Genomic DNA, 20,731 nt, shown 5'->3' on the forward strand with positions numbered 1-20,731 from the left:
ATACACCATCCATCCACCCACCTGCACCCCACCTTCTCTTTGGACGATTTTCGAGGTACAGGTGGGGGTTATAACGGGCTGAGAATGCTGGAGAGTCACTTAGGGCTGGATTCTGTCCGTAAAATCCAGCCTCAGGAATGAGCCCGGGAGACAGGAATTATAAATGAAGCCTTAGAGGGGCATCAAGCCGGTGAAATGAGCGTTTATCATTGCGATGTGCGATAATGTTACTAATCCAACCTCAGACTCCGAGACTTCCTGTTACTAATCCAACCTCAGGATTAGAGGTGAAAACAGCTGAAACGGTTAATATACTACCGCAGAGCTACTGCATCCAGCCTCAGGTTTGGGCGATTTCCACTCCTCAGCGAGGCTCCCCTAAATTATATCTACTTTATTATGATAGCGCAGCTGATTCCACTCAATTGGTCGACGGGCTAGGTTGATCGTCGATCTGTTCATACATCTCATCCGGGAACGGCAAGCTCCCATAGATCGAGTACGGGCACTGGTCGCAACCAATACAATACCGCTGCATATCATTATTCTCACAATTCATCGGCAAGGGAATCTCGCCGCCAATATCGTTGTTGAGCTCGTACCGGATCTGGTACTCCGTCGTATCCTCGTCGTACCACGGCCACCGCGAGAACAGGTCTTTCACGTCGCTGATGAATTCCTCCGTCGTGGCGTCTCGATACTGGGGGAGCCACCACGCCAGCCGGACCAGATTGAAGAGGTCTTTCCGGACGGGTTGCTTCTCCTGAAGGCGCTCGTCCATCACGGCCATGCAAGGCAGTTCGAAAAGATCCTCGAGGTCGTCGACGTGGAGGGGCCGCGCGCCATCGCTGTACTCAGTGAGCGTATAACGGTTCTCCCACTTATGCTCGATAGACACGCTCGAGTGGTTCCCCATCGCGGTCACGGTGTTCCCGACACTCCGTGGCGTCGAAAACGAGTCGCAGGCACGCTGCTCCCATGTTTGACCCGAATCGTACGTCTTAAGCGCCTCGTAGAGTGCGCGTGCTGATTGAGGTTCATCGAGTTGTGCCGTATCGTCGTCCGCGGCTTTAACGGCGTTGATGATCGTCCTGATATCGCGCTTCTGTCGATTCCAGTTCTCCCACACGCGGTGGGTTTGGCCAGCTTGGAAGAATCGGTCAATGCGGTCGGTGATTGCCGATTCGTTTGCCGTCAGCCAGCTCCGCTGTTCCGCCGTCAACGACTCTTCTTGGACCGCGAGTAGCCGGTCAAATGCGTCCTCTGCGTACTCGCGGTACTTTGCCATGAAGTCCGAGACGGGAACGTACAAATTGTTGTCAGCGACGTGTGCTTGGATCTCGCCCTGCTGCTCTTCGTCGCCATCCGCACGGGCCAGACACTTTCGCGAGGCGGCGACGAACGGGATCTCGAGATAGTAACCCTCACCGAACTCGGGGCGGGTCGTGACGTCCGTACAGACGCGTCCCGGATGGACGCCGTCCTCCCCGGGGTCTTTCGCGTAGAGGGTTTCGGCGATCTCCTGGTGGAGCGACCAGTCCTCGTACTCCCGAACGAGTGACCCGATGTTGTTGACGTAGAGTTCGCGCAGATCACCGAGGAGGGCGAGATGCCGAGATGGTGTATCTTCGAGTTTGGGATGGTCCATGATACAGACCGCACCAAGAGTCGTCAGAACTGCAAGCACTCCGGGATCGTCCACATAGGGCCGCTCGACTGCTTCCTCCCGTGTGCTGGGCGCGAACGCGTCGGTGGTGAACCGCTCGATGTCTGCGAGCATTTTCTTTGTTTGCTGCTCGCCATCGACCGTCCAGCGGTCGTACCCGCGCTCGAACAGCTGGGTGAGCTGGAACTCGCCTTCGTCGTGTGGGAGTGCCGCGACGCGATACGCCGTATATTCGTCGTCTGTGGGCGTGTCTCGACTCATGAATTGAGAAAGTCGGGTGTTGCCTCGGTGCGGAAGTCGAATCCCGGATCGTCGATGGGCTGGACGACACGAGAGACGTCGGCGTGCAGCGAGTACGGCAGCCGCATCACCCGGCGCCGGTCGGCCGTGACGACCGGGTCGATGGGAACCCCGTACTCGTCGAGCAGCAGGTCGTTGATCACCTCGCGGCTTTTCGCGTCGTAGCGGTGCTCGCGGTCTGTATCGAGCAGGTAGACGTGGCAGCCCTGTCCTGAATACACGACCATCGTTTCCTGAGCCGCGAAGTCGTCCTCGAAGATGTCCCGAACGGTGAATCCATACTCGAGGGCGTGCTCGATATCCTCGAATGCGTAAGGATACCCTTCGGGCGGACTGTCGAGGATACCCGCCTCTTGCAGCGCTTCAGTGTCGACGTCGGCGGGTTCACCAGCGGTGGGTCCACTAGAAGCGCGCTGTGCGGCGATGTCCTTTGCGTCGATATCGACCGCCAGCACCCACGGCCGCTCCCAGTGATCGAGCGCGTAGTAGACCGCGTCAGGACGTGGTTCCGGACGGTTGAGGAGGCCCGGACCCGCGAGTGCATACTCACTCCCCTGTGCAGGGTCGTAGCGGGCGGGATACTGGATGAAGTCGATGAGGTCCGTGGTTGACTCAAACTGTTGAACTGTGCGATCACCGGAGCTGGTGGTCTGCCAGGTGTCGCGGCGGATGAAATTTCGATCGGGGGCGTTCTCCTTCCGGATTGGGTATGCCTCGCGGAAGGCAATGGCGTACTGCTTCGGTCCGTCGATCGTAGCGAACGATGGGAGGGCGTCAAGCCGGTTTGGAAACGTCTCTGTGTAGTAGGTGTGGAGTTCCTCGCGAGTTGCTTCTCGCCACGCGTCAGTCATGATTCGTGCTCGACCTCCGTTTTGAGACTTCGGAATGTGTTCAGAGCCGTCAGCCCAGGGAGCTCGGAGTCGCTGATGGCCGCCCGAAGCGCGCTCACGGTCTGTTGCTCAGTCGCGGTCAGCGAGATATCAATCTGGTCAGCATCGATGAGTGCATCGACCACGTCGATACTCAACTCGCGATCCTCGAATGCCCAGGCCGCCTTGGCGTCGACGCTCGCGAGCTTCTCATAGTCTGCGACCGCAGCATCGAGATTATGGCTCTTCGTCTCTACCTCGCCGACCCAGCAGAGGTCATCCGTGGTGTCGAATCCCGCGACGTCGAAGACGGTCTCTGCGTCGTACTGGAAGTACCGTTCAGTTCGCTCGACATCGTCGTACTGCTGAACCAGCCATGTCTCGAGAAACACGACGCCCGCTTTGTGGGGCGTTTTCTCGCCGAGATCGCCGACACCGGGACTACAATCGAGCGTGCGATCGAGGAAGGTGCGTCCGGCCGGTAACACGGTGTAGTACTTCTGTCGGAACGAGCGGTGCTGTTCGAGGAACTCCTTTTCTTTGAGGGTCTCGATATCCAGATTGGAGAAGGACTTCTCTAAGTCGGTCATGCTCTCCAAGAGTGAATACTCCTCGAGCTGGTGGTTCATCGCATCCAGTACCAACCCGAGGAACGCCGCTTCGTCGCGTGTCACACCTTCGGCACGGAGCATGTCATCGGGGATGTCCGTCGTTGCCTCCCTGAAGCGCAGCGAATCCGACGTGGTTGTATTCTGGTCTTGATCGGACTTTGAGGCTCCTTCTGCCCCTCCGTTGGGATCTGCAGTGGGCTCGTCCATGGATTCATCGAGAGAGACAAAGTCCTGAATCGTCACCTCGATACCGTACTCCTCAGCGTGTTCGGTGATGTTCCCGAGTCGCGTGAAGAGTTCACTAGAGGTCTCGGCCGTGTCACGCGCTCTGCGGGCGGCGACGAAGACGTCGTCTTTCGACGCGAATTGGCAGCATGCGCTGGCCTTTCGCTCCTCGGACGTAGGATACGCGGAGCCACAGAAATCACAGACGTAGGACTCGGCTTCTGCATCCTGACTCACGTGCTCGGGCAGCGACTCTCCACCCGAGGGTTCCGTCGTTTCTTCCGAATCCATTGTAGCTTTGTCGACGTCCGTATCCTTGGTACCGGAATTGTCGTTGTGGTCCGCTTGGGCTGCTCCTGCTCCATTCTCGGCGGACGTAGACTGTGAATTCTCCCCGGAGTCCTGTGGAGCGCGCCCAGTAGCGCCGAACATGGGTGCGCTCCCGATCTCCCGCTGCTCACTCTCGGAAGTCTTAGATGGAGTGGCAGCCGTTGCGGTCGCTGTCTCGTTCTCCGCAGAGGCACCTGTATCGCCGCTTGAGTCGTCCGTGCCGAAGAAGGGGGCATCCAATGAGGTGCCCCCGTTTGCCGCTCCAGCGCCCGCTGTGCTCCCACTGGCCGTCGCAGACTTACCACCGGTATCATCACCGACCTCGTCGAGCGTCTCCCGGACTTCCTCGCGAGCAAGTCGACTCGTCCGCCCCGGCAAACTGCACTCATTTTGTGTCCGTCGCACTACGCGGGGAATCTGCTGTTCCTTGAAGAGGTGCTTGTCGTCACCCGATAGTGGTGTCTCACTTTCCGGATGGCCCTTTGGAATCGGTAGCGAGACGAGCGAGAACGGTGCTGGCCCCGTTTCCCTGAAGTGGGGACTTGGCAACTGGACAATCCACTCGCCGGCTGGCAGCCGGCTCACCCGATTGCGGAATTCCTCGGTACTGAGGTTCTCATGGGCCATCGATTCCGCGAGCTTCGCATCAGTCGCGATATTACCGATTATCTTCGTTTTGACATTGTTCAGAATCTCGGTATACGGCCGGTCGGACGTGCTAAACTGGGCAACTTGCTCAGGATACTGGAGAATGAGGCCGAGACTCACGCCGAAGGCTCGTCCCTGGGGAATGAACTGCTCATAGACCAGCGAGGACGTCGCCACTGGCGCCGCCTCCTCGATAATCATATTCACAATCGTGTCGCCGTCCTCTGTATCTGTCTCATCAGCATCGTTGATCAGCGACTGCCCACCACCACGGCGGCCCTGTACAGCATCCCAGAGATTACTCAACAGGATCATCGTCAGGGCATGCTGTGATTCCGATCGGAACTCTCCGAGGTCGAAGAGAACTACAGCGTCGTCGCTGAGAAACTCGCGAAAGTCGAACGCGTTGTCGGCGTACGCCTCAGCGTCGTCATCCCACTCGGGAACATGCGTGAACATTCGGTAGAGGTGCTCGTGTTCGACGAGTTTGTCCAGGCGATTCGCCGCCGCTCCCATCGTTTGCTGGAACTGCTGTTCGTCAACCTGGCATTTCTGTGCCAGTGACCGTTCGATATGCGCATTCGCTTCGCAGAGTTCGGGTAAGGTCCGGTCTTCACTCATATGAATTACTGCTTCGCTCAAGTCTTCGAGGCTGAACGCGTCCTGTCCATACTCGCGGTCGAACAGCGCTTTGATGAGAAAGGTGAGAATTTCGTTAGCGACATAGGCCTGGTCGTGGCGTTCCTCGCCGAGGATTAACCGCATAATCTCGTGGAAGTGCTCGACCTTGTCTTGGACGGCATCCTCACGGGTTCGTCCCATCGCCAATGCGGGTCGAATATCGAAAAACGAGACGGCGGGCAAAGTCTCTGGTGCGTTGAAGTAGTACACGTTATCGAGATTCCCAGTCCGTGCGTAATGCGCATGAAGATAGTTCTCGACCATGCCATCGCCTTTCCCTTCGAGAAGGACCGTCGGGCCGTCGACATGCTCGTGGAGTGAGAGCATTTCCGATTGGGTGGCCTTCGATTTCCCACTACCCGTCGAGGCAGCCCGGATATAGCTCGTAGTTAGCAGCCCCGGCGGAATCCGGATTGGGTCGTCTAGTTGATCGTCCCGGTCTTGGAGTGGCTTCCCAATTGCCATGCCTGGCCCACGGAACTCTTCGAGCAGATCTGGATCGGGCAACGGGAGTGGCTGTCGCAATCGTTCCTTGCCTCGGGTGCCCCGTGTTCCCTCGATCGTGAGTGTCTGGGCGCTTGGCACCGCCACAAAATTCGCGAGTTCATCGGCGTTCAAGATGAGCTGTGGCCGCCGTTTCCCCATTGAAGACTGGTTGAACGACCGATTCAACAGTCTGTCTAGCTCTTTCTGTACCGGGTCACGGACGTTTGTGAGCCCCTTCGTAACGCGGGAGCCATCGAGATGGTAGAAGTATCCATCAAGGTGGTTGAACGCGTTTGCGAGGGTCTCAATGTTGTTCGCTGCCTGTGCTTTGGCAGTATCGTCGGGATCTGGGGGCAGGACCGAGACAGTACGAAGATTCGCCAAAAACGTCTGGGAGGGTCCTTTCTGGTCGATAAGTGCCTGTCGGGAGGCCACTTCACCACTGGCTGCGTTCGCTGTCTGCCGTGTACTCTCGCCAACATTCGGTGGGTCACGACCACGTCGCCGGTCTCGGATGCGTTCTTGATCGGCGCCATAGACCATATCCGCAAGGCTGGTTTTCGCTGACTGAATCGGACCATCGTGTTTGGTTGCGATTTGCTTTTTGCGGCTCTTGGCTGCTTTCTGCCAGTTGCTATACCGAGAGAATAACACTTGGAGGGCAGTGGGAACCGTGGCCTCTGTGAGTCGTTCAACGGCTGTTGCAAGTGGTGCGCGAGCCGGGTTCTCCGAATGCTGGTCATCCTCCTGTACATTGGAGTACTGCTTGATCGGTGTCATCCAGTCACGGCTGCGGTCACCGACTCCCTGCCAGCGAGCAGCGACTGGGGTCCGGCCGTTAAGTGATGTCTCCGCATTCGAATCGTTCTCATCAGTACCATCCCGGCCACAGAGCTCCGCCTCCAGATTGACTGCTTCCTCAGTAATGTCGTAGCTCGCGGGATACGCGGTCTGGAGTTCAGACTTGAGCGTCGAAAGCATGTCCTCGTCGTCGGCGCCGAGATAGAACCGAACTGGTGCATCGGCTCCCTGCGTGAGTGCGAGAAACTCGAAGGTCGGCGCACTCTTTCGCGGATCGTATTTCACTTCCCAACCGGTCTTAAGTTTCCGGAGACCTGCGAGACGGGAGACGATATCTGCTGGTTCGACGCGTTCATGAGCGGGTTCAATCCGCACGTAGTGACGCATGTTAGTCATCGGCCTCTTGTGGAGATTGCTGAACGCCAGCTTGTTCGAGCAGTGTGTCCGGAATATCGTACTCATCAACCCGCCCTTCCTCGGCGAGATGAGCAACATCTCCAGCGTCGAGATACCGCTGCTCGGTCAGATACTGCCACGGGTCAAGATCGTCGTCAAGGATGTGGACTTCGTAATCGTTGACGTGGAGGGAGAGTGACTTGGTCCAGTCGTTTACGGTGAGCAGACACTCCGAATAGCCGCCGTCCTCACCAGTCTGAGCAGTAGCAATGAAATTCTGCTCGGAAGGCGTGAGGTCATGGAAATCAACCATCTCATCGCTGACCGACTCGTGGTGGAAGATCTGTTTGATATCACAGAGGCTGTAGATTGTTCGGGCTTGCTCGGCAACCTCCTCGGATTTCTTGTTCGAGTTGGCGATGAACTCATCGACCGTCTGTGAAATGAGCGTAATCGCCGTGTTGAAGTGACGACTGTGCCGGATGAACAGGTCGATCATGTCCGTCGTCGCTGCTCGCCGCAGCAGATAATGAGCTTCGTCAATAGTCACCTGCGTCCGACGGTCGCTGCTTTGGGCCCGCTGGTAAATCCAGTCAAACATGACGTGCATGAACAGCGGTGCCTGACCCGTATCGGCGAACATCGACATATCGATGACGACAAGTTGGTTGTCGAGTTCGACGTTCGTTTGGCCGTTCAGATTGTCATTTTCGCCGCCTTTCTGGAAGGCTTCCAACCCGAGTAGTAGCTGATAGGCATACTTCTCGTCGGCTTCTTTGAATCGCGCTTCTAGTCGTTCGATTTCCGGCCAAACTCGCGCTCTGTCAGCGTCCTCGTGTAATTCGAGAAACTCTGTGGGCTGTTTACCGTCAGTAAGGGCGTGCAGGATCTCGAGAACATCCTGTATGGTCGGACTCGTATTCGTATGGGTCGCTGGATCGTTGGTGATACCATGCTTGAGATAGGCTAGTCGGACGGCTCGTCGGAGAATTCCCTCCTGTTCCTTACTCAGCGACTGGTCGGCCACCGACGAGAAATGCGTCCGGAATAGCTCCATTACCGAGCGGAATTTCTTCTTGAACGGGTCGTCGACGACATCGTCGATCCCGCGTCGAATCTCTAAGGGGTTGACCGTGTTCTGGCCGCCAAAGCGGATAACCTGCCCGCCGAGGTCGTTCGCGAAGTCGACAAAATCCCCGAGCGGGTCGAGAACGAGCATCTCGAGGTCGGGGTCCATCATTAGCCGATGGTACATCTCGTGTTTCTCGGCGAACGTTTTTCCCGACCCCATCTTTCCAGCAATCGCTTTCGAGTACGAGGAAAGTTGGTAGCGATCAAGCAGTACGGGCGTGTTCGTTCCATCGAACCCGTAGAAAACACCCTCTGGATCGGCGACGGCTGGCTCGATAAAGGGGAACATCGTCCCAATGGCCGTTTCCTGCATGAGCTGTGTAGCCTTAATCGGATCGTCACCGAGTGGAGCCAGTGCATCCTGAGATTCGACCTGGCGTTTGTCAAGTGTGACTGCCTCCGCATTCGCTGCCCCAAGTGAGTCGACGACGCGTTCAGTAGCGTCGTCAAGTTCCTGTTCGGTGTCGGCGATAATCTCGATGTAGATCGCGAAGTCGAAGAGTTTGGTTTCGCCGAGAATGATATCCCAGATTAGGTCTTTGACCATGTCGCGATCGGCTCTGACTTCGTGGGTGTCGGTCTGGTTCTTCTGATCTTTCTTGTGGAGGCGGGCACGTAACTGCGTGAGTCGCTTTTTGAGCTTTCGCAAGACAGAGCTCGTATCCCGTGGTTCAATGTGCTGGGTGACGCGAACCTGATCGTTAGTCGTATAGAGTTCCTCCAGCCAGCCCAACGGAACCCGTTCGGGATAGCCGTGGATAGTTAACGTTCGAACGAACTGATCGTTGCGGACCATATAGCCCGACTCGAAAAGATTCGATACCTCTCGGAGCTGGCGGGGTGCAATCACGTCCCGATCAGCTAGCGCTTGCTCGGTTTCGTCTTGCACCACACCGAGCCGGAGTTCGCCCTCATCGACATCCTCGACCTCAAGCAAGTATTCAGCCTGTTCCCGAATGTTTTCTTTTGTGAGGTCATCACCGTTCGCTTCGAGGATTTCTGCGGCCCGGTCGAACGTTTCGTCGTCGATGTCCTCGATACTCGGTTCACTGCTCCCTATCGGAAGTTTCGAGCGGAGCCGATCGAGTCGGTCGCCCATCAGTGTTCACCCTCCGTCTTGGTCGCGTGGTCAAATTTCTCGAACTGCGGGTCGACGTGATTGTAGTAGTGGTAGAGAATCTCCATCGTTTCCTGGCGCTCGGTTACACGTTCGAGAGAAACGTCTGTTCGTCCGAGGTTGTTCATGATGCGGCGCTGGCGCTGCTGGACTTCACGAATGCACAGTTCCGTCTGGGCGGCTTCGTGTGACTCACCGATGGGGGCTTTCTCGGCGAGTCGCGAACAAACCGTCCCAATAATAGGAAGCGTGCTGAACTGGCTCAGCACGCTGCCGGTCTCGAGATCTTTGTGAACTTGGTTCGCTTTGACGCGAGTAACGATGTAGAAATCGCGTTGTTTGAGGTCCTCGTCCTCGATATTCGTGCTAGCCCACTCGATGTAGAACTTGCGACCATACTGGAGAATCGGTGACTGACTCTGGGGATCTGTATTTGCCCCCGCCGTGTAGAAGCGTTCGAGATGCCCGGTCAGGTCGAACGTTTTAGGATAGCAGGGAACAGCGACACTGGATTCTAGCGACATAAGAAAGGACATGTACGCGCTCATTGTCTCGCGCTTGGCCTCGTCGCTAAGTGAGAGCCAGTTCTGTGGGTGGACCTTCAACAGACCGATGTAGCTGTCGCCATCAACAGCAATCCCGTCATCACGGACATAATCGAAGCCGAGTGTGGACTGTGTCGTAGTCTTGCCACCGAGGCGGTCTTCTAGATCGAAGTGATCACGAGCACGGGCACGTTCGCGAGCGGTCGGCAGGTCTGTGTCGATGTCATCAAGGAAGGCATCGAGTGCGCGAAGCACTTCGAGGTCCGAGTCAGGCGGAACCCGTGATTCCTCGGTTGGTGACGCCCCTGTTGGCTGACCGTTAATCGTGGCCGTCTGCGCTCGTGACTCCGTCGCAGACGTGGATTCAGAACCGGTTACTGGTGAGCCATCGTTTTCGATGGCGTCGGTAGTTTCTGTCTCTGTATCATCGGATTGTGCTTCTGTAGTCTCATTGGATGAAGCAGAACGCATATGTGGTTACCCGGAATCAGCTTCGTGTTCGGTTTCGATAGTCTCGATATCAAGGCCTTCCTGCCGGACGCCGACAACATCCTGAACGACCGGAGCCTCATCGGCAGGTCGGGTGCGGCGGTTGTGGTAGGCATTCGAAGAAAGATAGTACTCAGCAGCAGCCCGCGCATAACGGATCGGGCGCTGCCCAGCGGGAGCAATGAGCAGGATTAGGAGCCCAAGCGTAAGCCCAATCCCGCCAGCAATGAGAAACAATGTGCCGGTGAATCCGAGGCTCTGAGCGATCCCGAGTGTAAGAAATGGGATGATGAGGACTTCACCAACTTCGCGGGCAGTGAGGCCGAAAATGAGCTTTGTATTGATGATTCGGCCAGCAATTGGAAAAGTCTCCATATACTGCGTTTTTTACTAGTATAGAAACTTAATAGTTGTTTCTAATATCTTATATTTGTAAGATATAATGTATCTCTAAGATGATTAATTAGCAAATGAATTGTTGAGCATCCCATCAACTCTACCGAGATAGCTGTCTCAACATGGCAGTCCACAATGCCCGTCAGAGGAGCGACCAGTGTGGTATAACGGATCTCGTCCAAAGCGGGAACCACCGGAAGCATAGATGGACGGCCTAAACAGAGTTCTAGAACCTTATAGGCAACGAAACCCGTATTTGTCCACTATTAGTATCTCCTGTATGGTATCCGATAGCAAAGACCATTCAGACCAGTTGAGCGACCAAGAGCGTGAGGCATTGCATCAGGTCGAGTTGGAAATCGCGCACCTTCACCGGGCACACGGTCACCTCGTCAGTTTTCATCACGATACTGGTCGGGCAATGGATCACCTAGCAGACGCCGAAGATGACCTCCGTCAATGCGGATATGATGAGTTGGCGGACGAACTTCGAGATGAATATCTCCCCCGCGGCGTCGTGACCAACAACACAGCTGATGATACACACGCAGGTCGGTGGTCCTACGATCTCCTTGAGAACTATCAGGATGTCTTTCTAGCAGATCTTGTTGACTTCGGGGAAACAGTAACCCAGCAGGTGGCTGATGGCCTACGACATGCTGCCGAACGGAAACAGGAATTCGACTGGAAGGGACGTGCTCGCCGTGAGTGAGCACTGACCCTACTCTTCAATTCCTCACTCCAGCAGTCCAAGGTCGTTCAGTTGATCTTTGATTACCGTGAGTGCTTCTTCGGCATCGGTCAACTGTTTGCCGCCCGTGATGACGAGTTTCCCGCTGCCGAACAGCAGTGCCACGACATCTGGGTCGTCAAGTCGATAGACAAGCCCCGGGAACTGCTCTGGCTCGTATTCGATATGCTCGAGACCCAAGCCGATCGCAATCGCATTCAGATTTAGATTCGCCTTTAGATCAGCACTCGAGACGATATTCTGAACATGGATCGCTGGTGAGTCGTCAACCTCGACGCCCAAATTACGGAGTTCATCAAAGACTTGTCCGAGAGCCACTTCAACGTCGTCTACACTTTTCGCCCCGGTACACACGACTTTGCCCGAGCGGAAAATCAGCGCCGCAGCCTTGGGATCGTGCATCCGATAGACGAGGCCGGGGAAATTCTCTGGATCGTAGTCCGTTGGTTCGAGATCCATTGCCAGCGTTTCGAGATCAAGTTCCTGGCCGATATCGCTCGATGCGACGACATTCTCTACTTTGATTGACTCCGCTGAGACACTCATAGTGTGACTGTGCTCCACAGTCCTCTTAAAACAGGGCCTGATTCAGCACGAACGAGACAAAAATTGGTCCGAGTGTGCCTTAGAGGTCGCGTGCCTGGACCGTCTTTCGGTCGTTGGCTTCAGCTCGCTGAGCAGCGTCTTCGAGTAGTTCGGCGACTTCCTCGTCAAGTGCCTCGTAGAAATCCGCCGAGACATTGTGCTCCGATAGTGCATCCTTCACCGCGGCTTTGACAATGAGAGACATTCCGATGAGGTCTATTCGTGTCTCCTATATAAGAGTTTGAGCTGTGATTGCCGCTCAAATCGCAGTAACTCGGTTCACACTGTCGTCCAAGGCCTGTGCGTCTTCCGGGAGCAAGGCGACCACGAGATACTCCGCATAATCTTCGAAGTACTCGACCAGCTGGGCAATCCGGTTCGAGTCAATCGCTTCCAGTGAATCCAGCAGCATGAACGGGACCGTCTCGTAGAGATCGTGGACGAGGTAGCCAGCCAGTGCGAAGATGAGCCCCGTGACCTCGCGCTCACTCTCGCTGAGGTGCTCAACCGTATCTTCGTAGGCTGCGCCATTCTCCGTGGTCCGAACGATGTGGAGGTCAAACACGGTCTTGTCGACTTTCTGTCGGCCCTCACGCACGGTCTGTTCGACGCGTTCGATCCAGATGCGGTCGAGGTTCTCGTAGTCCAGAATCTCGAGCATTGCATCCATATGCTCGTTGAACTCCTCAACAGCGTCGGCTTCGATCTGATCGATCTTCGTCCGTTCGTCGGTCAACTGTTCAAGCAACTCGTCGCGTTCGTCTCGGAGATTATCGGCTCGGTCCAGCATGTCTTCGATGTCTTCGATTTCCTCGGAGACGTCTTCGAGATCAGATTCGAGACTGTCGATTTCGAATTCGAGTTGGTTGGCTTCCTTGTGGAGCGAGAGCACCTCCTCGAAGTCATCGGATTCGAGGTCATCGACGTCAGATTCGAGCGATTCGACGTCATCGGTTAGCTCTTCACGCTGTGATTTGAGCGAGTCGAGCTGTGTTTCGCGGCTCTCGAGCTCGTCGTCGATGTCTGCGAGCTTGCGCTCGATTTGCTCACGCTGAGTTTGTTGCTGTTTGGCCTCGCGCTGGGTCGATTTGAGGTCCTCCAGGTCGGACTTGACGTCGTTGAGTTCCTGCACCAGGTCTTGCCGGCGTTCTTGAAGACGCTCGACAGTGTCTTCGATCTGGTCACGTTCGACCGTCGAGCCACACGTCCAGCAGGTGACCGACTCATCGCCATTACCGAGCAGTTCGTCAGTCGGCGAGCCATTCGATTCGGACTGGTCAGTGTCGTCGAGTGTTTCGAGGACCTCGTAGTCCTCATCCTCCAGTCGTTCTTCATTGTACTGGATGAGACTCTGCAGGTCGGAAATCTGGGAATTCAGCGTCTGGCGTTTCTCGCGGAGCTGTTCGATTTCGGTTTCGAGGTGCTGGTGATCGCCCATCAGTGTCTCGGGCAGGTCCTCGAGTTCATCTTCGAGGTCACTCCGCTCCTGTTTGAGCGAGCTGATACTCTCGTTTTGTGCTTCGATTTGGCGACGCGTCGATTCGAGCTCCGAACGCGTCGAGCGAAGTTCGTCGAGTTTCGCTTCTAACTCCTCCTGTTCCTCCCGGCTCGATTCGACATCTTGATTACTTTCGTCTATCTCAGCTTCTTTAGCTTCAAGCTCATCTTCTTTGTCTTGTATCTGATCCTTTATCTGCTGTCGGCGTTGCTCAAGTTCGGGGATATCCGTCTTTCTGTCTTCGATAGTGGCTAATTCATCGTTGATATTGTCCTTTTGCTCTTCTAATTCGCGAATCCTGTTTTTGATATCTTCGATATCGACGGGACGCATGATGATTTCACGAAGGTCGTCGCCACGAGCGACAGACTGGCGCGCTTCGTTAGTCTCCAGCAGGAATGCAAAGAGGTCGGCTACCTCGGGATCGTCGAGGTAGCCTTTGCCATCGAACGCGACTGAGTCACCTGCTCGGGTAAGCGTCCGTTCGTAGGTCTCGCTTTGAAGATCCAACTGGACGCGCCCTTCTTCGGCGTCACCTTTGAGTGTTGCTTGATTGCTGCCCATAGCAGCCATGATCGACTGGAGGAACGACGTTCGGTTAGTCGCATTCTTACCGGTCAAGACAGTTACGCCAGGTGGAATCGAAACCTGCGTACTATCGATGCCACCGATGTTTTCGACCTCGAACTCCGCAGTTTCAGAGACGGATTCGGAGGTTGCCATACAGTCAAAAAGTTGCTCCAGCTATTAAAATCCCGTATCTCACACTGTCTAGCTGACTGATTAAGTAAACAGGACGGAGGAAGAAGTGCCCCTACGATATGCAAACCTGTTCAAAGGGCCGTGTTGAATAGCAATCTAATCGGCTGGTATCACGGGTTAGAAGGATGAAGTCGAGGAGTTCAACTCTGACTATGGAAATCGATCTCCTTGACTTCGTTGAGACGTGTCGCGACCTAGCCAAACAAGCGTTGGGAAAGTACGCGGGCGAGCCCGCCAGCGGCGGGTTCGCCCGCTGGAAGCATGTCGTGCTACACTGTTTCCGGTTCGAAGACGGCCACAGCTACCGTGAAACACCGAATCGGCTGAAGTATATGACCGAGATTTGTGACGCACTTGGCCTATATCCGGACGATCTTCCTGACTTCACCACTCTCTACAAATCGATCGACCGGCTGAGAATGTGGGTCTGGCGGGCGTTGCTGCGCGTTTCAGCGCATCAACACCCGAAGTCTGGCCACGCTGCACTCGACAGCACGTTCTTCGACCGCCGTTCAGCCTCGTCGTACTACCGTCAGCGGTCGGGAAGTAACGTTCAGACGCTGAAAGTAACGACGCTAACTGATAGAGATTCTCTTGCGGTCCTTGACGTGCATATCTCGGCCCGATGGAAACACGGTACCAAGACCGGGCCGCAGGTCGTCCGCCGGAACGCGGACGACCTGCTGTCCGTCGCTGCTGACAAACCGTTCCACAACTGGATCACGAAATACAAGTTCTACGCACTCGGTGTTGAATCAGTCATCTTACAGCGTGGATCGGGACCGTCGTATTCGACAACGAAGCGCTCGCTCGGCGATGCCGTGCAAGCGCTCGGCTGGTATCGACAGTTCCGGCTCTGTTGAAATCCTTCAAAGTTGACATTGAGCAGAGCGACTCTTCCAACCGGCTGGGACGGATCCGCTACGAAACTGGCCTCTCAGCAAACCGCAAGACAGCGAGAGGATTTCAACAAAACCACAGTTCCGTGAAATTGTTCTCATGTTCGCCATCACAAACATAGAACCTTCCTGTGAGCCTCTGTAACCGTGACTCAGTATCTATTCAACACGGCACTCTATTCAATGCCTACAATGAGTTGCTCGAAAGGGGACTTCCAGGAGAAGCAATCGTTGACCAGTCTGTCTATCAGGAACTCCATGAAGAGGGACTCCAGCACTTTCTCGACGATGCAAAGTTTGCGGACTTCGATATTGGATGGCTTGAAGAGCAATTTAACGCTCGGCATTGGACTGTACGATGATCGGAAAGTCGCCATTAGAGCCTACAATCAAACCGGTGCTGCGGACCATATTGCGATGCTTATCAGCACCAACCAGACAGTCGTTGACTGGACTCTCGATCTCTACAACACATACTGGGACCGGGCTCACCGTAAGACAGAGCGGACTCCAGAAGCTGTGGGTGGTTGAATTAGTAGGTAGTAGAACTCCGAGTCACGAATAGTGGTAACCTGAAGAGAATATCAGTTACTGGCAAGCGACGTCTAAGGCGATCTATTTCTCCGCTAAAGTAAGCCAAGTGTCTGGAGGCGAGTCTCGAGACGATTCACGAGTTCGATGGTCGAGAGTTGAGGGACTCAAGGACTGAGTCGACGAGTGCCTCTGAGAGACCAGTATACGCCGTAGGGTCCGTGAGCGATTCGATTCGGTTCTCAGAAAGATGTTCAGTGACACGGTCGTCCGCTAGTAGACAGTTTTGGAAATCTCGTTCTGTCTCAATCGCTTGCATCGCATTGTCGTGAACCACACTATGTGCAGTCTGGCGGCCAACGTGTTCTGCCAGCGCAATCATGATCGCTTCGGACATCACCAGTGAACCCACTTCTTGAAGGTTCTGCTCCATTGTATCTTGGTGAATCTCAAGTCCGCTGAGATTCTCTTTCGTATTTTTGAGCATCCGACCGAGATAGCAGCAGGATGTCGGAATGATAGCAAACTCAGCGTACCACGCTGAGCGATCGCGATCGCCCATCGGTTCCATTAGTTCGTTCATTGTATCTGCGTGTGATCGCACAAGTCGTGCCAGCCCCACATTCAACTGCGAGAACACGGGATTTTGTTTATGCGGGTTTGTACTGCTTCCTAACGTATTTCCGGGAATCGTTTCGTCAAGCTCATTGATTTCTGGCCGGTTGAGAAAGAGTATCTCTCGCGACATTCGGCTTAGTAGGCCAGCGATCATCGCGAACATGTTCAGCAGTTCTGCAAATCGGTCTCGGGTAGCTGTCCAGCTGGTTCGTGGCGCGTTCAACCCTAACTCGTCGGCAAACGAGTCCACTATCTGAAACCCGTTATCTTCAATTGCAGAAAGCGTACCGCTCGCACCAGAAAGATGAACGACAAATAGCCGTTCGGCGAGGTTGTCCAGTCGACAAATATGCCGCTCTATTTCATCCACCCACGTCGCCACCTTGTGACCAAACGTAATTGGTGGACCGTTCATAAATTGGGTTCGACCAACCATCGGTACGTCACGGTAGGTTTCTGCCAACTCAACCAACTGATCACGAATCGAGAGGACATCGTGTATGATGCACTCGTAAGCTTCCTTCAGTTGTAGAACTATGATAGTATCAGAGATATCTTGTGTCGAGGCGCCCCAATGAATGTACTCGCCTGCAGCTCCAAGGTCCTCTTTCCACGCTTCAATTATACTCATGGAAAACAAACCGATTTCCGCAACATTAGCTGCAACCTGTTCAAGATCAAGATGTTTGAGTGATGATTTCTCGGTAATCGCCTCAGCGCAATCAGCTGGAACTATCCCGTTTTTCGCTTCCGCTCTCGCTAGTGCAGCCTCTACTTCTAGGAATTTCGTGATGAAAGCCTCTTCGTGGAAAATATTCCGCATCTCACTCGTACTGAACGTATCCCTAAAGAGGACACCACCAAGTAGGGGGTTCACATTTACTTTGACAACCGCTCTCGTCTTATTCTCTTCGCTAAATTACTTAAGAGAGAAGATTTCTCTAGTCGTTCACTAAATCTCTATTTCTTGCTCCTAACATTACTCTCTTATTTTACATATATACAGACACTATATTAAGCATATAGATGGTATATCCGATGGTTTGCAATAGGATATCGCTGTGAGAAGTCGAATTGGCGAACAAAAGGTGTTTGAGTAGGAGGGGGAGGTAGAAATAGAATAAACCAGAGACCTCTCTTGATTCCGGGGTTCATTATTAAGCCGTCAAAATATCACTCGTATAGCGAAGAGACTCACGGTACTGATAATAAGAAGATAGAACAGCACTGTCAAAAACGGCCGGACACCGGTTTGTCGGAGGTTCTTGGCCTGGATCCCACAGCCCAGTCCGACGAAGGCGAAGACGAACAGCCAGTCCGAGACCGTCCCGACAGTGTCTACAAACCCCGTCGAGATACCGGGCAGATTGGCGATGACGGCGACAAGGAAGAAACCGACGAGAAACTTCGGGAACTGTTCCCAGAACATCCGCGGGGACGCCCGTTCGTCGCTGTTGAGCGAATAAGAAAACGAGTACGCAAGGACGACTAGTCCGATAAGCGAGTTCCGCGTGAGCTTCGTCAGCGTCGCCCACTCACCGGCGGTCTGACTGTAGGCGAAGCCGGCGGCGGCGACCGGACCGGTGCTGAACATGCTGAGTCCGGACCAGATCCCGAACGACACTGAGGACATATCCAAGACGCTCCCCGCTATGGGGAACGCGACCAGCGTGAGCGCGTCGAAGACGAGAATCGTCGCAGTGGCGTACGCGATGTCGTTCTCCGATGCGTCAATCGTCCCTGCGACGGCGAGGACCGCGGAGACGCCGCAGATACTCGATCCGGTCGCCAACAGTGCTGGGGTTCGTCCAGTGAGGCCGAAAACGTAGCGAGCGAGGAACTCGACTAAGAGAATTCCGAACGCGACGACGGCGACGGTCAAGCCGAGGATCCGCGGCCCGGCATCGATGACGTCGGTCAGTGAGATGCTGGCCCCCAATAGGACGATGCCAACTTCTAAGAGGAGCTTGTACGCGTTGACGCCCGGTTCCAGCGACCCCGGGAGTCCGTAGCTGTTACTGAGGAGCGCGCCGAACAGCACGGCGAAGATGAGCGGTGTCCCCCACCCGAGAAACGACGCGGAGAGTTTCGCGGCGACGCCGAGACTCACCAATAAGAAGAGTCCTGGGAGGAGCGTCCGCGTCGACCGAGGTTCGTCACCCATCTCACACCAGCATGAGCGCGGCGAGACAGAGGGCAAGACCGAGGATGGTTGCTTGCCAGCCTCGTTCTAACTCGTGCCACCAGCGATGAACAGTGCTAACGCTACTTGCGGTGGGGAGATTCTGCTGGACTTTCATGATACCGTTACTCGCACAAATGAGACGGCAATACTTTAATTTACTGCACAGAGTCGCTCGCTCGATGTGATAGCGTCATCTCGAAGCGGCCATGCGAGAGCGGAGGTCGCTCGACAGTGACCGAAAAACCGATCCAAGTCGATACCGACTAGTTCAGGTTGAGTCGGGGGAGTGCTCTGTCTCGGTCGTAGGCTTCGGTCAGCACCATCAGCCCGGCACAGAGGAGGCCGACGAGGATGAGCATGGGCAGACCCATTGGCATAATCTGCGGCGGGACCATCAACAGGACCGAACTGAGGATAGCGAACCCGCGCGCGACTTTGTTCTCGACTGGCCAGCCCCACAGGCCAATCTGGATGAGGATGACAGCCAGGCCGAGCGCCAGCGTGTCGATGACGATGTCGGTCACCGGCATCTGCAGCAGGATGGCCGGGCGGTAGACGTACCGGATGGGTATAATGAACGTCGGCAGGACCATCTTCATCGCCTTAAGCGCGACCGTGATTGGGTCGGCGTCCGCGACCTGTCCCGCGGCGAAGGCGGCGAGCGCGACGGGCGGAGTGATCGTCGAGTACACCGCGAAGGTGAAAATGAAGAACTGCGCTTTCAGGCCGCCCATGTTCACAGCGACGAGCGCTGGGCCGAGCAGCGCGGCTGCGAGGATGTAAGCCGCGGTCGTGGGCATCCCGAATCCGAGGACGATGGAGAAGGCGGCGACCAGCACCAATAGCAGGATGACGACACCGCCGGCCAGCGCGACGACCCACTGTCCGAAGATGACGCCGAGTCCGGAGGTGTTCAGCGTGCCGAGAACGATCGATGCGCACGCCGTCGCCATCGCGATCTGGGTCGCGTTGCGAGCACCCTTATCTAGCGCAATCGCCAGTTCGTCAACGCCGACCCGAGACTGGGGTTGTAGCGCGGCGACGAACATCAGGACGATGACGCTGAAGAAGACAGCGCGGTAGATGGTGTATCCCTGAAAGAGCATGTAGAAGAGAACAAGGATGGTGACGAAGAAGGAGGCGGCGTAGCCGGGCTGTGATTTCAGCACCTCCGTCGGCGTCTGAATCTCCTCTTCGGGGATCGGCTGAATCCCCTGATTTATTGTCTCTGCGTGGACGGAGAAGTAGACCGAGAGGTAGTACAATGCCGCCGGTATCACCGCCGCGAGGGCGATGACGATGTAGTCAATACCGAGGAACTGCGCCATGATGAACGCCCCGGCTCCCATGATCGGTGGCATGATCTGGCCTCCACAGGAGGCGGCGACTTCGGTCGCCCCGGCAAAGGAGTTCTTGTAGCCGAACTTCTTCATTGTCGGGATGGTGAAGATACCGGTCCCGTAAACGTTCGCCGCCGCGCTCCCTGAGAGACTGCCGAAGAGCGTGCTGGCGACGACGGCAATCTTCGCCGCGCCGCCCTGCCGTCGACCGACCAACGCCTTCGCGAAGTCGAGGAGGAATCGACCCGCTCCGGTGACTTCCAGGAACGCGGCCATGACCACGAACAGGAAGATGAACGTCGCAGAGACGCGCGTCGGGATGCCCCAGAGGCCGTTAGTCGTGACGAACAGGCCGTCGACCCAGTTCGACGTCGGGACGGCTGGGCTGGTGAACGGCGCGGGGAGCATATTCGAAAAGAACCCGCCGACCAGAATCATCGTCACGATAGCCGCGAGCAGTCGGCCGACGATCCGTCGCGTAGCCTCGATGACGAGGACGATGGAGATGACGGTGTAGACGAAGTCAAGTTGGGCCGGGGCCGTCACGTACGCCGTTTTGTTCAGCATCCGGTTGTAGTTCATGATGACGTAGGCCATCCCGCTCAGGGAAAGCGCTATCAGGACGAGATCAATGAGCCGATACTTGATCTCGTGTCGTCCCATGAACGGGACGATCGCGAAGGTGAGCGCAGCCAGGAGATAAACGTGTGCCGAACGCTGGACAAGCGAGCCGAAGATACCGAATGCGCCCGTATAGAGGTGAAACAGCGACGTAACGATCGCCAATAGCGAGATAGCGAACTGGCCGCTCATGCGTAGTTTGCCGGATAGTGCGTCGTCGGTCGTCGATTGCGTGGTCGTTGTCATGGAT

Annotated in this window: 15 protein-coding genes; 2 read left to right on the top strand and 13 right to left on the bottom strand. The window is 55.5% G+C overall.

Translation table 11 applies throughout. The annotated features are described in order from the left end of the window. Positions 1 to 421: 421 nt before the first annotated feature. From EGH23_RS21215 to EGH23_RS21240, 6 genes are all read right to left on the bottom strand, one after another. Complete coding sequence (locus tag EGH23_RS21215) at positions 422 to 1,927, bottom strand: primase-associated protein (RefSeq protein ID WP_220581989.1); 1,506 nt, start codon at positions 1,925 to 1,927, stop codon at positions 422 to 424. Continuing rightward, positions 1,924 to 2,817, bottom strand: coding sequence for a bifunctional DNA primase/polymerase (locus EGH23_RS21220; RefSeq protein WP_220581990.1), 894 nt, complete (start codon positions 2,815 to 2,817; stop codon positions 1,924 to 1,926). Before EGH23_RS21220 ends, EGH23_RS21215 begins: the two co-directional genes overlap by 4 nt. Beyond that, positions 2,814 to 7,079, bottom strand: coding sequence for an ATP-binding protein (locus EGH23_RS21225; RefSeq protein WP_220581991.1), 4,266 nt, complete (start codon positions 7,077 to 7,079; stop codon positions 2,814 to 2,816). Before EGH23_RS21225 ends, EGH23_RS21220 begins: the two co-directional genes overlap by 4 nt. Next, entirely contained in the window at positions 7,006 to 9,081 is a 2,076-nt protein-coding gene (locus EGH23_RS21230; protein WP_220581992.1) for a VirB4 family type IV secretion system protein, read from the bottom strand. Before EGH23_RS21230 ends, EGH23_RS21225 begins: the two co-directional genes overlap by 74 nt. Positions 9,082 to 9,242: 161 nt before the next feature. Beyond that, positions 9,243 to 10,277: a TraC-like domain-containing protein gene (locus EGH23_RS21235; RefSeq protein WP_220581993.1), complete on the bottom strand. Its 1,035-nt coding sequence runs from the start codon at positions 10,275 to 10,277 to the stop codon at positions 9,243 to 9,245. A gap of 6 nt (positions 10,278 to 10,283) precedes the next feature. After that, positions 10,284 to 10,670 (bottom strand): hypothetical protein, encoded by a 387-nt coding sequence (locus EGH23_RS21240; protein ID WP_220581994.1) that lies wholly within the window; start codon positions 10,668 to 10,670, stop codon positions 10,284 to 10,286. A 301-nt stretch (positions 10,671 to 10,971) separates the two neighbouring features. Between EGH23_RS21240 and EGH23_RS21245 the strand changes: the two genes are divergently transcribed. Continuing rightward, complete coding sequence (locus EGH23_RS21245; protein ID WP_220581995.1) at positions 10,972 to 11,403, top strand: hypothetical protein; 432 nt, start codon at positions 10,972 to 10,974, stop codon at positions 11,401 to 11,403. Positions 11,404 to 11,427: 24 nt separating this feature from the next. Here EGH23_RS21245 and EGH23_RS21250 read toward each other — a convergent pair whose 3' ends face one another. From EGH23_RS21250 to EGH23_RS21260, 3 genes are all read right to left on the bottom strand, one after another. Continuing rightward, a complete protein-coding gene (locus EGH23_RS21250; RefSeq protein WP_220581996.1) occupies positions 11,428 to 11,988 on the bottom strand; it encodes a TATA-box-binding protein in 561 nt (186 codons plus the stop codon). 79 nt (positions 11,989 to 12,067) lie between these two features. Beyond that, on the bottom strand, positions 12,068 to 12,232 hold the full coding sequence (locus tag EGH23_RS21255) for a DUF1931 domain-containing protein (protein WP_220581997.1): 165 nt from the start codon (positions 12,230 to 12,232) through the stop codon (positions 12,068 to 12,070). Between the two features lie 54 nt (positions 12,233 to 12,286). Further along, positions 12,287 to 14,248 (bottom strand): archaea-specific SMC-related protein, encoded by a 1,962-nt coding sequence (locus EGH23_RS21260; protein ID WP_220581998.1) that lies wholly within the window; start codon positions 14,246 to 14,248, stop codon positions 12,287 to 12,289. Between the two features lie 191 nt (positions 14,249 to 14,439). Here EGH23_RS21260 and EGH23_RS21265 point away from each other — a divergent pair, with 191 nt between their 5' ends. Further along, positions 14,440 to 15,150, top strand: a complete 711-nt coding sequence (locus tag EGH23_RS21265; RefSeq protein WP_220581999.1) for an IS5/IS1182 family transposase — start codon at positions 14,440 to 14,442, stop codon at positions 15,148 to 15,150. A gap of 703 nt (positions 15,151 to 15,853) precedes the next feature. Here the strand turns inward: EGH23_RS21265 and EGH23_RS21275 are convergent. The 4 genes from EGH23_RS21275 to EGH23_RS21285 form a co-directional block, all read right to left on the bottom strand. Next, on the bottom strand, positions 15,854 to 17,212 hold the full coding sequence (locus EGH23_RS21275; protein WP_220582001.1) for a class-II fumarase/aspartase family protein: 1,359 nt from the start codon (positions 17,210 to 17,212) through the stop codon (positions 15,854 to 15,856). Positions 17,213 to 17,500: 288 nt separating this feature from the next. Then, a complete protein-coding gene (locus EGH23_RS21280; protein ID WP_220582002.1) occupies positions 17,501 to 18,499 on the bottom strand; it encodes a YeiH family protein in 999 nt (332 codons plus the stop codon). A 1-nt stretch (position 18,500) separates the two neighbouring features. Further along, positions 18,501 to 18,635, bottom strand: coding sequence for a hypothetical protein (locus EGH23_RS26935; RefSeq protein ID WP_268899496.1), 135 nt, complete (start codon positions 18,633 to 18,635; stop codon positions 18,501 to 18,503). Positions 18,636 to 18,783: 148 nt separating this feature from the next. After that, positions 18,784 to 20,727 carry a TRAP transporter permease gene (locus EGH23_RS21285; protein ID WP_220582003.1) on the bottom strand — a complete coding sequence of 648 codons (1,944 nt, stop codon included), beginning with the start codon at positions 20,725 to 20,727 and terminating at the stop codon, positions 18,784 to 18,786. Positions 20,728 to 20,731: the final 4 nt, after the last annotated feature.

This window comes from Haloarcula nitratireducens (genome assembly GCF_019599505.1).